Origin of the sequence: Synechococcus elongatus PCC 11801 (genome assembly GCF_003846445.2) — a bacterium.
Lineage (GTDB): Bacteria > Cyanobacteriota > Cyanobacteriia > Synechococcales > Synechococcaceae > Synechococcus > Synechococcus elongatus_A.
This window is the reverse complement of record NZ_CP030139.2, coordinates 1,400,376-1,413,929: the sequence shown is the minus strand read 5'-3', so window position 1 is coordinate 1,413,929 and position 13,554 is coordinate 1,400,376. Positions and strand designations below refer to the sequence as shown.

13 protein-coding genes and 1 tRNA gene are annotated in these 13,554 nt (G+C 54.3%); 7 read left to right on the top strand and 7 right to left on the bottom strand.

Going from position 1 to position 13,554, the window contains the following annotated elements; genetic code table 11:
* Nucleotides 1-18: 18 nt before the first annotated feature.
* Nucleotides 19-867, top strand: a complete 849-nt coding sequence (murI, locus tag DOP62_RS06755) for a glutamate racemase (RefSeq protein WP_370538756.1) — start codon at nt 19-21, stop codon at nt 865-867.
* A gap of 43 nt (nt 868-910) precedes the next feature.
* Nucleotides 911-1,882 (top strand): solanesyl diphosphate synthase, encoded by a 972-nt coding sequence (gene sds / locus DOP62_RS06750; RefSeq protein WP_208676195.1) that lies wholly within the window; start codon nt 911-913, stop codon nt 1,880-1,882.
* A gap of 12 nt (nt 1,883-1,894) precedes the next feature.
* Here the strand turns inward: sds and DOP62_RS06745 are convergent, their stop codons facing one another.
* Together DOP62_RS06745 and DOP62_RS06740 are read right to left on the bottom strand one after the other, a co-directional pair.
* Nucleotides 1,895-2,320, bottom strand: a complete 426-nt coding sequence (locus tag DOP62_RS06745; RefSeq protein ID WP_208676197.1) for a hypothetical protein — start codon at nt 2,318-2,320, stop codon at nt 1,895-1,897.
* The gene (locus DOP62_RS06740; protein ID WP_208676199.1) at nt 2,286-2,891 is read right to left on the bottom strand and encodes a DUF1802 family protein; all 606 of its coding nucleotides are present in this window, start codon (nt 2,889-2,891) and stop codon (nt 2,286-2,288) included. The genes DOP62_RS06745 and DOP62_RS06740 overlap by 35 nt, the downstream gene beginning before the upstream one ends.
* A 61-nt stretch (nt 2,892-2,952) precedes the next feature.
* On the opposite strand from DOP62_RS06740, the gene prfC reads away from it, so the two are divergent.
* Complete coding sequence (prfC, locus tag DOP62_RS06735) at nt 2,953-4,626, top strand: peptide chain release factor 3 (protein WP_208676201.1); 1,674 nt, start codon at nt 2,953-2,955, stop codon at nt 4,624-4,626.
* Nucleotides 4,627-4,655: 29 nt separating this feature from the next.
* Here prfC and DOP62_RS06730 read toward each other — a convergent pair whose 3' ends face one another.
* Nucleotides 4,656-4,946, bottom strand: a complete 291-nt coding sequence (locus DOP62_RS06730; protein ID WP_208676203.1) for a Nif11-like leader peptide family natural product precursor — start codon at nt 4,944-4,946, stop codon at nt 4,656-4,658.
* Nucleotides 4,947-5,013: 67 nt separating this feature from the next.
* The gene (locus DOP62_RS06725) at nt 5,014-5,517 is read right to left on the bottom strand and encodes a DUF4359 domain-containing protein (protein ID WP_208676205.1); all 504 of its coding nucleotides are present in this window, start codon (nt 5,515-5,517) and stop codon (nt 5,014-5,016) included.
* 38 nt (nt 5,518-5,555) lie between these two features.
* On the opposite strand from DOP62_RS06725, the gene DOP62_RS06720 reads away from it, so the two are divergent.
* The 4 genes from DOP62_RS06720 (at nt 5,556) to DOP62_RS06705 (ending at nt 10,530) form a co-directional block, all read left to right on the top strand.
* Nucleotides 5,556-5,628 (top strand) — tRNA-His (locus DOP62_RS06720).
* Nucleotides 5,629-5,983: 355 nt separating this feature from the next.
* A complete protein-coding gene (locus DOP62_RS06715; RefSeq protein ID WP_208676207.1) occupies nt 5,984-7,117 on the top strand; it encodes an efflux RND transporter periplasmic adaptor subunit in 1,134 nt (377 codons plus the stop codon).
* Between the two features lie 20 nt (nt 7,118-7,137).
* Complete coding sequence (locus DOP62_RS06710; RefSeq protein WP_208676209.1) at nt 7,138-10,308, top strand: efflux RND transporter permease subunit; 3,171 nt, start codon at nt 7,138-7,140, stop codon at nt 10,306-10,308.
* 12 nt (nt 10,309-10,320) lie between these two features.
* A complete protein-coding gene (locus DOP62_RS06705) occupies nt 10,321-10,530 on the top strand; it encodes a hypothetical protein (protein WP_208676211.1) in 210 nt (69 codons plus the stop codon).
* A 49-nt stretch (nt 10,531-10,579) separates the two neighbouring features.
* On the opposite strand, the gene lpxA is transcribed toward DOP62_RS06705, so the two are convergent.
* The 3 genes from lpxA to DOP62_RS06690 are packed head-to-tail and all read right to left on the bottom strand — an operon-like array spanning nt 10,580 to nt 13,501.
* On the bottom strand, nt 10,580-11,374 hold the full coding sequence (gene lpxA / locus DOP62_RS06700; protein ID WP_208676213.1) for an acyl-ACP--UDP-N-acetylglucosamine O-acyltransferase: 795 nt from the start codon (nt 11,372-11,374) through the stop codon (nt 10,580-10,582).
* Between the two features lie 40 nt (nt 11,375-11,414).
* Nucleotides 11,415-12,464, bottom strand: coding sequence for a DUF1611 domain-containing protein (locus DOP62_RS06695; protein WP_208676215.1), 1,050 nt, complete (start codon nt 12,462-12,464; stop codon nt 11,415-11,417).
* Nucleotides 12,465-12,466: 2 nt separating this feature from the next.
* Nucleotides 12,467-13,501, bottom strand: coding sequence for a dipeptide epimerase (locus tag DOP62_RS06690; protein ID WP_208676217.1), 1,035 nt, complete (start codon nt 13,499-13,501; stop codon nt 12,467-12,469).
* Nucleotides 13,502-13,554 lie beyond the last annotated feature (53 nt).

Genomic DNA, 13,554 nt, shown 5'->3' with positions numbered 1-13,554 from the left:
CCGCCGGGGGCTGTTTTCTTGCATTCTTCGACCGCTGCCCCGATTGGTGTGTTCGACAGTGGTGTCGGAGGGCTAACAGTCCTACGAGTTCTGCAACGTCAGCTGCCTCAGGAGAATTTTCTCTATTTCGGCGATACGGCTCGCTTACCCTATGGCACGCGATCTCCAGCAGAAATTCGCCACTTTGTCCGCGAGATTTTGGACTGGATGCAAGCGGAAGGCTGCAAGCTGGTCGTGATGGCCTGCAACACCAGCTCGGCCCTTGCTCTCGAAGCCTTGCGGGCCGATTACACGATGCCGCTGATTGGCCTGATTCAGCCAGCGGCACGGGTTGCCGTGCAGCGTGGTCAACGGATTGGCGTGATTGCCACGGCTGCTACTGCTCAAAGTCGAGCCTATCGCCATGCCCTGCGTGAGGCGAACCCTCGAATTCAGGTCTGGGAGATCGGCTGTCCAGAGTTTGTTCCCTTGGTTGAGCAGCAACGCATTGATGACCCCTACACTCTGCAGGTTGCTGCGCAGTATCTAGCGCCCTTGATCGAAGCCCAAGTCGACACGTTGATCTACGGCTGTACCCATTACCCCCATTTGGCACCTGTTATTCAACAGCTTTTGCCCGCCACCACGCAGCTGTTGGATCCTGCAGAAGCGGTCACTCGTGCTGTGCAAATGGAGCTAGAAGTCTTAGGACTGCGCCATGGCCATCGCCCCCAGCCTGTCCGATTTTGTGTCAGCCATGATCCTCAGCACTTTAGTCAGGCGATCGAGCGGTGGCTAGGGTTTCGGGCGCCGGTTGACCTGATTCAACTGCCAACGCGATCGCTTCCTTCGGCGCGCTTTGCTTCGGAAGCGGAAGGCGTAGCTTAGAATAAGAGCCAGATTGTAAAAAATCGTAACGACAACGCCGCCCATGACTTCGGTGACCTCGCTCTTTGCCCCCGTCGAGGCGGATCTCCAACTGCTGACTGACACGCTCAAGCAGTTGATCGGGGCGAGACATCCCATCCTCTACGCTGCCGCTGATCATCTGTTCGGGGCTGGCGGTAAGCGGCTGCGCCCAGCCGTCGTTCTATTGCTCTCGCGGGCAACCATGCCTGGGCAAGAAATTACGCCCCGCCATCGCCGCTTGGCTGAGATCACCGAGATGATCCACACGGCCAGTCTCGTCCATGATGACGTCGTCGATGAATCCTCTCTGCGGCGGGGCATTCCCACGGTCCACAGCAGCTTTAGCAATCGTGTTGCTGTCTTGGCTGGGGACTTCCTGTTTGCCCAAGCCTCTTGGCACTTAGCGCATCTCGATAGTCTGACTGTCGTCAAACTGTTGTCCCAAGTGATTATGGATCTTGCTGAAGGCGAGATCCTGCAAGGACTGAACCGCTTCGATAGCAGTCTCTCGATCGAGGTCTACCTCGACAAGAGCTACTACAAAACGGCGTCGTTGCTGGCCAATAGCGCCCGAGCGGCAGGTGTGCTCAGCGGCTCCTCAGAAACTGTTTGCGACGCACTGTACGAGTACGGACGTTCCTTGGGTCTTGCTTTTCAAATCGTCGATGACATTTTGGACTTCACCGGATCCGAAGAAGTGTTGGGGAAACCTGCCGGCTCCGATTTGGCGAGTGGCAACCTGACGGCTCCGGCTCTCTACGCCATTGAAGAGCACCCTGCTTTGATTCCGTTGATTGAACGGGAGTTCTCACAGGCCCAGGACTTTGAGCAAGCGATCGCCCTCGTCCACAATAGTCAGGGTCTAGCGCGGACGCGTGCCTTAGCGGCCGAACATGCCCAGAAGGCGGTTCAAGCCTTAGAGGTGCTGCCTGCATCAGACTGCAAAGAAACGCTGATTAGTCTGACCAGCTATGTTCTCAGTCGTCTTTCCTAATGACAGCTGGACCTAAGCAAATAGTCCGGGGCTCTGGTTAGTCAAAGCCTGAATCCTTGTTGCTAAGGCTACTTTCGTTAATTCCAGTCCTGAGCTGTCGTCAGAGCGGTAGGCCACTAGAGAATCGATATCCTCAACCAACAGGCTCAGAATCAGCTCGATCGCCCCGATCGCAGCCACTGTTTCTGTAGCTGATTGGCAGCGATCGCTTGCCATTTGACGCCGACTGAAGACTTCCAGCACCCGCTTGGTCTCCTCTTTGCGGCGGTAAGTTGTGACTACCCAGTCTCCTTTGGCACTCGTTGGCACGTAGAAGTGGTACTGCCCCAAGGACTCAGCCGTAGCCAGCAAGACAGGAGCCAAGCTACTGAGGCGAAACTGCAATTCTGGATCAGACTGCTGCTCAATCAGATGCGAGAGCTGTTGTTGATAGTCCATTGGACGCAAGTCCTCCACGCTGCAGAATTTCGGCGATCGCCTGCCACTGGTCTTGAAAAGCACGATCGCTCAACACGGGCTCTGAACCTTGCCGCGACACAGGTTCCACCAACGTGATCCAAGAGCGACAGCCGCGATAGGACGCCTGCCAAGGCAGCGATCGCGATTCTGGCACGCGATAGGTTCGCAGCGCCAAAAGCCAAAGTGGACGTTCAGGCTTCCACTGTCGACGCTGTTCTAAAAACTCCTCGCTCCAAACGGTTTGGTGACTCAATTCGGCAAGCGGAAAGTCTGTTGGCAGGGCGATTGCTTGGCTAATTTCAGCCCAGAGGGATAGGTCTACTTGGGTAGGTTGCTCATGGGCGATCGCGTCCGCCGGAACTCGTAAGGCTGCCGGTTGTTGATGCTCAAAACTTGGCAGTAACCAAACAGATGTCGTTGCTGGCTGAAACTGACCCTGAGGTTCTTGGATACCGCCCTTTCGCAACAACAGGATGGACTGACCGCTCGCGAGAGCAGCGATCGCCGCAGGCCATTCTTTCAAGGCGCGATCGAGGGGCTGAAACGACATAGGCTGAGGAGCCGTGCAAGGCGTCGTTTCAGCCTAGCGAATCAATTGTGACGCAGACCAGATGCGAAAATGGGTTTGGCTCCTCCCGCATTCGCTCGGTTTCCGCATGGTCAGTGACCTTCAAAAAGAAATTCAAGAAGCTGTCCAGCAGCGCCGTAATTTCGCCATCATTTCTCACCCTGATGCGGGTAAAACAACGCTAACTGAGAAGCTGCTGCTGTACGGGGGGGCGATTCAAGAAGCCGGCGCGGTCAAGGCGAAGCGTAGTCAGCGGGCAGCTACCTCCGACTGGATGGAGCTGGAGAAACAGCGGGGGATTTCGATTACTTCGACGGTGCTGCAGTTCAACTATCACGACTGCACGATCAACCTACTCGATACGCCGGGTCACCAAGACTTTAGTGAAGATACCTATCGCACCCTAGCAGCGGCTGATAACGCGGTGATGCTGGAGGACGCGGCCAAGGGTCTGGAACCGCAAACCCGCAAGCTCTTTGAAGTCTGCCGGATGCGCAACATCCCGATTTTCACCTTCTTCAACAAGATGGATCGGCCGGGGCGTGAGCCGCTGGAACTGCTGGATGAAATTGAGCAGGAGCTAGGGCTACAGACCTACGCCGTCAACTGGCCGATCGGCTCGGGCGATCGCTTTCGGGGTGTCTTCGATCGCCGTAAACAACAGGTGCACCTGTTTGAGCGCAGCGTTCATGGCAAGCGACAGGCCAAGGACACGACCTTCGATTGGGGTGATCCTCAGTTAAAAGAATTGATTGAGCCGGATCTGTTCCAACAGCTGCAAGACGAACTGGAGCTACTGGAAGGCGTTGGTACAGAGTTTGACCTCGAGGCGATTCACGCTGGTCAACTGACGCCCGTGTTCTGGGGCAGTGCCATGACCAACTTTGGTGTGGAGCTGTTCCTCGAAGCCTTCTTGGACTACGCCCTCAAGCCAGGGGCACGCCGTAGCAGCGTTGGGGAAATGGAGCCGGACTATCCCGAGTTCAGCGGCTTTGTCTTCAAGTTGCAAGCCAACATGGATCCGCGCCACCGCGATCGCATTGCCTTCGTGCGAGTTTGCACCGGCAAGTTTGAGAAAGACATGACGGTGCAACATGCCCGTAGTGGCCGCACCTTACGTCTCTCTCGTCCGCAGAAACTGTTTGGCCAAGATCGAGAAGTGCTGGATGATGCCTATCCGGGCGACGTGATTGGTCTGAATAACCCTGGGATGTTTGCGATCGGCGACACGATCTACACCGGCAAACGCCTGGAATATGACGGCATTCCCTGCTTCTCTCCGGAAATTTTTGCCCACCTACGCAACCCGAACCCCTCCAAGTTCAAGCCCTTCCGCAAAGGAGTGTCAGAGCTACGGGAAGAGGGCGCAGTCCAGATCATGTATTCGGCGGATAGCGCCAAACGCGACCCAATTCTGGCGGCTGTCGGTCAACTCCAGCTCGAAGTCGTGCAATATCGCCTGGAAAGTGAATATGGCGTTGAAACACTGCTAGAACCCCTGCCGTTTACGGTAGCTCGCTGGGTAGAAGGCGGCTGGGATGTGCTGGAAAAAGTGGGTCGGCTATTCAATACCACCACGGTGAAAGACACGTGGGGACGCCCCGTACTGCTGTTCAAAAATGAATGGAACTTGCGGCAAATCGAAGAAGACCATCCGGAGCTGATGCTGCGATCGGTAGCACCTGTCGTTGCTGGACAAGAACCGATCGAGGTTTAAGGTAATGCCACGACGACTCGCAAGGGGACTTACAGCCAATCCTCGGTTGGGGTAGAACTTTGGGAGCGCCGCTGCCGTTCGAGTTCCATCGGGTTATGAATGGTGCGGAGCCAGCGCCACACTCCGGTTTGGCGGCGGATGGGCACGTCTTTGCTCAATTCAGCGATTGTATGGATGAACTCTTCACTGGTAAAGGCATAGCCCGATCGCTGCGCGACCAGCAAAAATTCACTCGCATCGCTCACGGCAGAAAATTTATCGCGGAGTTCTTTGGAAATGGCGGCGTCTTCCAAAAATCGGAGGACTTGATCAGATGACATATATTTCACTGCTCTCAGTGTCGACGTCAGCCCCCTCTGCTGCAGTAATCTAGCCGTCGAGAGCTCTCTACCGTTCTAATTTGCCCTCTGAAGCGGGACTAGCCTTCACTGCAGTGTCAGTTTTCCAATCCACTTGCAAGAGACTAAACCCTGACAAAGCTCCAAGACTCTTGAATTCAAGACTCCAGTCCGGCGCTTCTGAATTTTGAAGGATCGATCGCATGGACAACCGAGTCTCATAGATGCTCAGCAAGAAAAAGTCATGGCGATTGCTCGACTGCAACACCCACTGCGCCATCTGATCCCCAGCTTTCTGCCCGATGCGATCGCAGAGTTGTTGCAAGTGCTGGAGCTTGAAAGACTCTAAGCGGGCACAGACCTCTTGTTGCACCAGTCGCTGACTAGTCGCGGCTGCAAACTGGCCGTACTGATCGCGTGAGGGATTGGTCAGTGCTAAGGCAATCGCCCCGAGAGCAACAGATCCCCCTGCCAGCCACCAAGCACACCGCCAGCACGAACAGTTGGGCGGAGCTATGGGAGGCGATGGAGGTTCTAGAAGCTTGCCGGGCATTATTCCTCACGGGAAAGTGCTAGAATACTTAACCGATGGCGAGCGTAGCCAAGTGGTTAAGGCAGCGGATTGTGGTTCCGCCATTCGGGGGTTCGAGTCCCCTCGTTCGCCCTAAGCGTAGATCAAAATATTTTCTTTAGGGGAATTGTGTCGCCACGTTTCAGGGCTTGCGGCTGAGACCTAGTGCTACAGCCCAGCGATCGGCCTGAGTTGAACGCTCGAGGGTTCAGATTGTGACCCTCAAAAACAACTATTGCCGCTTGTCGGGCTTTCTCACGCTTCTAGTAGTGCTGGAAACAGAGAGGCGCAATCGCTGCTCAAAAAATCTAGAAGCTTTACAGCATCCACTGATTAGGCAATTTTCGGCTGCTAGAATCCATCAGAATCGGTGTAAGTCACTGGAAGTCCCTAGAGGGCTTGGCTACAGTAATGGCACCGCCTCTGTCGTGTGACCTAAGAGTGAGCAATGGCTGTACTGCCCGGATCCCGTCATCTCCGGCGTCTCACGAGCTGGGGGGCTGCCAGCATCGTGCTGATGGGTGTCGTCAGCTGTCAAGGTCGGCAACCCGGGGCACAACAGGGGCCACCTGCTTTACCGGTTGACGTCACGAAAGCAACACTCGAAACGGTCAACGACCTGACGGAGTATCTGGGTGCTCTGGAAGCGACTGAGCAGACCATTCTCCGTCCCCAAATTCAGGGTCGAATTGTCAGCGTCGCTGTTCAACCCGGCCAGACGGTGACTGTGGGCCAGCCGATGTTTGTACTCGATTCCGAGCAAGTCGAGGCGGATGTTGCTGCTGCCCAAGCAGAAGTTGCCCGCCAAGAGGCTCAGCTTCGCGATGCCAAAATCACCTTTGAACGCCAGAAGTTTCTTGCAGATCAGGGGGTTGTGCCTTTACAGAATTTGGACAATGCCCGTCGGGATCTTGAAACCGCCCAAGCTCAACTGAAAGCAGCTCGGGAAAATGCTGTCGCCAAATCGGTCAATGTCCAATACAAGACTGTTCGCGCACCCATTAATGGTCTAGTGGGAGATATTCGACTCAAAGTTGGTGACTTTGTTGAGACCGGTGATGAGCTGACGACGATTACTGTCAATAATCAACTCTTCATTAACATCCCTGTTCCAACGACACGGATTCCTCAGCTGCGCAAAGGCCAACCTGTCAAACTGTTGGATCCTTTCTCGAAGCGGATCTTGGCAACGGGTGCGGTTGATTTCGTCTCGCCCGTGGTCCAAGAGAATTTACAGACTGTCCTTGTGAAGGTTGTGGTTCCTAATCCCGATGGCTTAATTCGGAATGGACAGATTGTTCAGGCTGAAATTGTCTGGGATCGTAAGGATGCCGTGCTCGTACCGACCCAAGCGGTCAGTCCCTTGGCAGGGGTCAACTTTGTCTATGTGGTGGAGCCCAAGCCCAATAGCCCCGGTCAATTCCAAGTTCGTCAACAAAAAGTCGAGCTAGGTTCGATTTTTAATAATCGCTATCAAATTCGAGCAGGCCTAAAGCCTGGTGAGACGGTCGCGACGACCAACCTGCTCAGCCTCACGGACAAAGCGGCTGTTCAGCCTCAAACTACCAATACCGCTCGCTAACACTGTGCTGGGAAACGATCATGTTGCTATCGATCGCCAATGTCTTCATCAAGCGGCCAGTGTTAACAACGGTCTGCTCCATCCTGATTACCTTGGGAGGTCTGGTTTGTTTGCCGCTCCTCCCGATTGAGCAGTTACCGGATATTGCTCCTCCCCAAATTCAAGTCTCAGCAACTTATGTAGGTGCTGATGCTGAAACGGTTGAAAATACTGTCACTTCAGTGCTGGAGAATCAGATCAACGGGGTTGAGGGGATGGAATACATCACCTCAACAAGTGCGATCGGCCAAAGCTCGATTCAGGTCTATTTCGACCCGACGCGATCGCCAGATCTCGCTCAAGTTGATGTGAACAACTTGGTGAGTATTGCAATTCCTCAGCTACCTCAAGCGGTTCAGCAACAAGGGATCTCAGTTACACAGTCCTCTCCCTCTATTCTGCAGTTTTATACTTTCTCGTCACCCACGGGAGAGTATGACGCACAGTTCATTAGTAACTATCTCAGTCTCTATGTTCAGCCTGCTCTAGCCCGTGTGAAAGGGGTTGGACAAGCCAACCTTTTCGGCAACTTGGAATATTCCATGCGGCTGTGGCTGGATCCCAACCGTCTGGCCAGCTATGGGCTCACGGCTGAAAATGTCGCGAATGCCCTGCAGAGTCAAAACCAAATTATCCCGGTGGGGCAAGTGGGTGGCCCGCCGGTCAATGAGAGCCAAGCCTATACGTTCATCTTGCGCTTACAGGGACAAGGTCAGCTCTCGACCGTTGAGCAATTCAATAATGTCGTTCTCAAGACGGGCGAAGATGGTTCGCTTGTGCGAGTTCGTGATGTCGGTCGTGCTGAAGAGGGCGCACAGAGCTATGCCGTGACATTGACGGCGGATGGCCGTCCTGGGGTCGGTCTGGCGATTTATCAGCTACCAGGCAGTAACGCGATCGATGTTGCGAATGGGATTCGTGAACAACTGGCAATTCTGGAACAACAGTTCCCGCCTGGGCTAGAAGGCAAGCTCGTCTTCGACGTCACGGACTTTGTCAATGCTTCTCTGTCAGAAGTGTTGGTGACGCTGGTTCAGGCTATTTCTCTGGTTATTCTTGTCATCTTTGTTTTCTTGCAGGATTGGCGAACCACGCTGATTCCAGCGATCGCGATTCCTGTCTCGTTGGTTGGGACGCTAGCTTTCATTCAGGCCTTTGGCTTCTCGATCAACCTGTTGACATTGTTTGGTCTGGTTCTAGCAACCGGCTTGGTCGTTGATGATGCGATCGTGGTGGTTGAAGCCATCACAGAAAAGATTGAGGAAGGGAAAACGCCCCTTGAAGCCTCGATTGAGGCAATGGATATCCTGTTCGGCGCTGTTATCGCAACGTCTGTCGTTCTCTTTGCGGTTTTCCTGCCTGTCGCCTTTTTCCCTGGGGCAACCGGACGAATCTACCAGCAGTTCGCACTAACGCTGACTTTTACAATTCTCATTTCGACGTTTAACGCGCTGACGTTCTCGCCCACGATGAGTGCCTTACTCCTGAGGCCGGCGAAAGAGCGCAAAGGATTACTTGGAAAGTTCTTTAATCTCTTCAACGCTGGATTTGACAGAGTACGGATTGTCTATTCCAAGCTGCTCGAGATTATCGATCGCCTTAAGTTCTTGGTTATCGCTTTATTTGCTGCTGGGCTTGCCTTGACGGGCTGGTTATTCACAACAACACCGACAGGCTTTGTACCCACTGAAGACCAAGGTTACTTCTTGGGTCTGATTATTGGTCCTGAAGGGGCACCACTGAACTTCACGCAAGACGTTGGGCAGAAGATTCAGCGCATCCTAGAGACTGAGCCTTCTGTGACCTCAACAGCAGTCATTAGCGGCTTTAGTTTTATTGGACAGGGCAACAACCTCGGCATTTATTTCGCTTCGCTGAAACCTTGGGATGAACGCAAGGCAGCTGATCAATCTGCGGAAGCGATTGTGGCGCGCATCAATCAAAAGATGTTTGAGGGAATCTCTGAGGCACAAGTTCGGACGGTGTTGCCCCCAGCGATTCCTGGCTTTGCAGCCTATGGTGGTGTTCAATTCTTGGTCACAGACCAAACGGGTGGTGCTCTGACTGTCAGTCAGTTCCTCGAATCCGTTAACAAAATTATTGGTCTTGCCCGTGAAAATCCAATCACACGGCAGACCTTTACACCGTTTACTGCCAACTCACCACAAATTGAAATTGACGTCGATCGCGATCGCCTTGCGGCTCTGGATATTGACTTTGGTCAAGCCTTACAAACACTCGGCAGCTACATGGGTGGTCAGTACGTCAACCAAATCACCCAATTTGGCCGTTCCTATCAGGTCTACATTCAAGCCGACAACAACTTCCGCGCTACGCCCGACTCTCTGAAGCAGATCTACGTGCGATCGCGCACAGGCCAAACGGTGCCACTGTCTGAGTTCCTGACAATTCGGCAACAGGTTGGTCCGCTCTACATTACTCACTACAACTTGTTCCGTTCAATTGAAGTTGATAGCTTTGCTGCTCCTGGCGTAAGTACGGGTCAAATCATTCAAGGCCTCAAGGATGCTTTCGCAAAAGCCAACTTCCAACGCTTTGGAAGTGGCCTGATTGGCTTGGCTCGGGAAGAGGTGTCAGCAGGTGCACTAGCGCCGTTGATCTTTGCCCTTGGGATTGTGGTTGTCTTCCTTGTGCTTGCGGCACTGTACGAAAGCTATGTCGACCCACTCATCATTCTGCTTACTGTCCCACTGGCAATTTTGGGCGCCTTGGTGTTCCTCAACCTGCGTGGCATCCCTCTGGATGTCTATGCCCAAGTCGGCTTGGTGATGTTGATTGGCTTGGCTTCTAAAAACGCCATTTTGATTGTTGACTACGCCAACGAAGCGGTTGCCAAAGGTGCCACTTTTACAGAGGCAGCGATGGAAGCAGCCAAACTGCGATTCCGCCCAATTGTGATGACAGCTATTTCTAGCTTGATTGGCTTCTTCCCCTTAGTGATTGCCCAAGGGGCGGGTGCAGCTAGTCGCTGGTCGCTTGGGACTGTCGTATTCGGTGGTCTATTGGTTGCAACTGTCTTGAGCTTGCTGATTGTGCCTGCCAACTATGTGATTTTGAAGTCGATCACGCGGCGTTTCTTCAGTTCAAAGCGACATGCATCAGATTCCAACCAACCTGAGTTGACTTCGTAAAGGAGCGATGTGATGCGCTGGAGTTCCGTGATTTATGCAGGAATGCTTTGCGCAATTTGTGGCTATATTTTTGGCAAGACTTTGACCTCTGCCGAGTTTGAAGTCTATGCCTCTGCTTATTATCGGCGCTTAGTTTCCTACATGCCCTATCTGTGGGGATTGCTGGGTGCTGGATCAGGCATGATTATTGAAATGATTCGCCAAGCAAGACGCGATCGCTAGCCAAACGTTTGCGGCGTGTCACTAGTGCAAAAGAGTTGAGACGTTGGCCCTAGCAATCCAAGTCAGTTCGTAGAAAGCGGCAAATTCCGCGCTCTGAGCTACTGACAAAGGCTTGCAGTTCAGTCACTAATGGTGAGTTAAAGTCTGCTGAAAGTCGCGCGATCGCCTCTGAAAAAGATAGTCGTTCGCGATAGAGGATGCTGAAGGCTCGCTTCAGTTCGAGGCGATCGCGATCGGAGACGCCTGCCCGCCGCAGACCAACGACATTCAAGCCCATAACGATGTTGCTGGTGGAGCTGCGCGTCATGCAGAAGGGCGGCAAATCTTTTTGCACTGCTGAGCCGCCACTCATCATCGCCAAACGCCCGACACGGGTGAATTGATGAACAAGACAGTTGCCGCTAATGAAAGCGCGATCGCCGACTTGGGCATAGCCCGCAATCAGTGCCCCATTCGCCAGAATTACGTTATTCCCCAAGCTGGCATTGTGAGCCACGTGACTGTTAGCCATCAGCAGGCAGTCATTACCGATCGTGGTGACGCTGTTTTCTTTCGTACCGCGGTGAACCGTGACGCCTTCGCGGAAGACATTGCGATCGCCAATCACCACATGACTTTCCGCGCCCTGAAAAGACAAATCTTGCGGCCAATCGCCCAAGACCGCACCACTATGAACCCGGCAATCAGACCCGAGCTGTAGGTTGCCCATTACCACTGAGTGGGGACCTAGCCAACAGCGATCGCCCAAACGCACCGAGCCTTGCACCACCGCATAGGGGCCAATCTCGACATCTGCACCCAGCTCAACCTGGGGATCGATAACCGCGGTGGAATGAATGCCCATCAATCGGATTTATGTTGATGTTGCAGCGCCATTGTACGGGTCAGGGGTCGCAAGCCTCCAGAATGGCTGTCAACAAGTCTGCCGCGCCAAACCGCACTGCATCTGTGCAGGGTAAGCCAGTTTCTCTGTTGATCTGAGCAGCAGCGTCTAAAACAGTCTCGTCACTGGCTTGACCACCATTCAGGGCGATCGCCACAATCTTGGGTCTACCGAAGATGCCTGCTGCTGCTGCCAGCGATTCATAGAGCTGAATCACTTCGGTCAGAGGTGGAATCGTGAACTCAGGAAAGTGGCGATTGTGGGTCTGTCCGAGGCGATGAACAAGCACCAGATGAGTTGCTTGGCTCCCGCGGAGCAAAGGCAGAGTGGCAGTTGAGCCGGGATGTAGCAATGAGCCTTGACCTTCAACCCAGACGTAATCCGCTTGCTCTGCTGCAGACAGGACTGCCTGCTCTACCGCTCCGGAAGCAAAATCGACGCGCACCGCATCGAGCGGTACACCTTGACCACTGATCAGGATGCCGGCTTGGCCTGTGCCGACAAAGGCCGATCGCAGTCCTTTTGCTTGAGCGGCACGATCGAGTTCTAGGGTGGCGGACATCTTGCCGACACTCATGTCAGTGCCGACGGTCAAAATTCGCTGAGCCGTTAGCGATCGCGCCCTTCCACCCCCGATCGCCAATCCTGCTGGTTCTTGGCGAATGTCCCAGATCCATTGATCGGGCTGAAGCTGCGCCTGATAGCGCGGGAGAAGTGGCGTGTGCAGTCCATTTGCGATCGCCAGTCCTGCCTGCACAGCCTGATCAATTTCGGCTAGCCATGGCGCGGGCAACTGACCGCCAGATGGGGCAATCCCGATCGCGAGCACATCAATTTCCGTTGCCGCGATCGCCTCCGCTACAGATCCATAAATCGGCAGCGATCGCGGAATGCCTGTCAGCTTCTGGAAGTCCTGTCCCGCTGTCTCGTGATCGATCACCGCTGCGATCGCGCCCTGACGGTAGCGCAGCAGAGTCAGCCCTGTTTTGCCACTGTCCCCCAGAATGCCGCCGTGCAGCAGCACTGCCAATCGATGCTCGGGTTGCAGCATGGTTACTCTTGCCGAAGGACACCAAGACCGGGGCGATCGCTCGGTACTAAACGCCCCGCCTCGATCGTGGCACCCCTGAAAGGATCGTCCAGTAAATTCAGGTGACTGTCGAGGTCGAGATAATCGACTAGGGGTCCCAACTGAGCTGCCGCACTGTTGAGCAAGCTGCTGTCGGAATAGCAGCCCAGCATCAACTGCAAGCCGTGAGCCCGGGCTGTGTGAATCGCTCGCAAGGCTTCTGTGAGGCCGCCGGTTTTCAGCAATTTGAGATTGATCCCATCGACGCGATCACTCAAAGCCGCCACATCCTGACTGGTCCAAGCGCTTTCATCGACGAAGACCGGCAACGGCAAATCGCGGAGTCGTAGCAAATCCGCTTCCTGCCCTTTAGCGAGCGGCTGCTCTAGATAAATGACGCCGGACTCGACTAACCAATCCGCCAGCGATCGCGTGGTGGCGACATCCCAGCCGCCATTGGCATCAACGCTGAAGGGCGTTGTCGGAGCAACTTCTTTCAGGGCATTCAGTAGGGCGCGATCGGCCTCAACACCTTCGGGACTACCGAGCTTGACTTTAATCAGGGCTGGCTCGAACAACTCGCGCCAAGCGGCAAGACGGTCCTGTCCTGCTTCGGGTGAGCTAATACCGATCGTGACGGAGGTGACCGGACAGCGATTGCGATCGAGTCCCCACAGTTTCCAGAGCGGCTGTCCCAACGCCTTCCCGCGCCAATCCCACACCGCTAAATCGAGAGCAGCTCTAGCGGCAGAAGGGAGCGATTGCGTCAGATCTTCAAACTGCTGTTGATTCCAGGGGTCGAGATCACCCAGAGCCGGAGCGATCGCAGTCAACGCTTCACTGAGTAATTCTGTCGTCTGTGGCTGCTGACCGGTTGAAAACGGTGAGGCTTCTCCCCAACCTTCAACGCCGTCCTGCTGCAGGCGCACCCAGAGATTCGTGGTCGCTTGGGTACTGCCGCGACTGATTCGCAGGGCAAAGCGTTTGTTAACAGTGAACGGTTCAAACGAGAGTTGCACGCGATCGCCCGACTGCGCGGGGTCGAAAAGTGACCTTTAGAATAAAGGTTTGT

Bases quoted from the DNA above. Each gene is read 5' to 3' on its own strand.
- sds (WP_208676195.1), top strand. From the start codon at position 911: ATGACTTCGGTGACCTCGCTCTTTGCCCCCGTCGAGGCGGATCTCCAA.
- DOP62_RS06745 (WP_208676197.1), bottom strand. From the start codon at position 2,320: ATGGACTATCAACAACAGCTCTCGCATCTGATTGAGCAGCAGTCTGAT.
- DOP62_RS06740 (WP_208676199.1), bottom strand. From the start codon at position 2,891: ATGTCGTTTCAGCCCCTCGATCGCGCCTTGAAAGAATGGCCTGCGGCG.
- prfC (WP_208676201.1), top strand. From the start codon at position 2,953: ATGCGAAAATGGGTTTGGCTCCTCCCGCATTCGCTCGGTTTCCGCATG.
- DOP62_RS06730 (WP_208676203.1), bottom strand. From the start codon at position 4,946: ATGTCATCTGATCAAGTCCTCCGATTTTTGGAAGACGCCGCCATTTCC.
- DOP62_RS06725 (WP_208676205.1), bottom strand. From the start codon at position 5,517: ATGCCCGGCAAGCTTCTAGAACCTCCATCGCCTCCCATAGCTCCGCCC.
- DOP62_RS06715 (WP_208676207.1), top strand. From the start codon at position 5,984: ATGGCTGTACTGCCCGGATCCCGTCATCTCCGGCGTCTCACGAGCTGG.
- DOP62_RS06710 (WP_208676209.1), top strand. From the start codon at position 7,138: ATGTTGCTATCGATCGCCAATGTCTTCATCAAGCGGCCAGTGTTAACA.
- DOP62_RS06705 (WP_208676211.1), top strand. From the start codon at position 10,321: ATGCGCTGGAGTTCCGTGATTTATGCAGGAATGCTTTGCGCAATTTGT.
- lpxA (WP_208676213.1), bottom strand. From the start codon at position 11,374: ATGGGCATTCATTCCACCGCGGTTATCGATCCCCAGGTTGAGCTGGGT.
- DOP62_RS06695 (WP_208676215.1), bottom strand. From the start codon at position 12,464: ATGCTGCAACCCGAGCATCGATTGGCAGTGCTGCTGCACGGCGGCATT.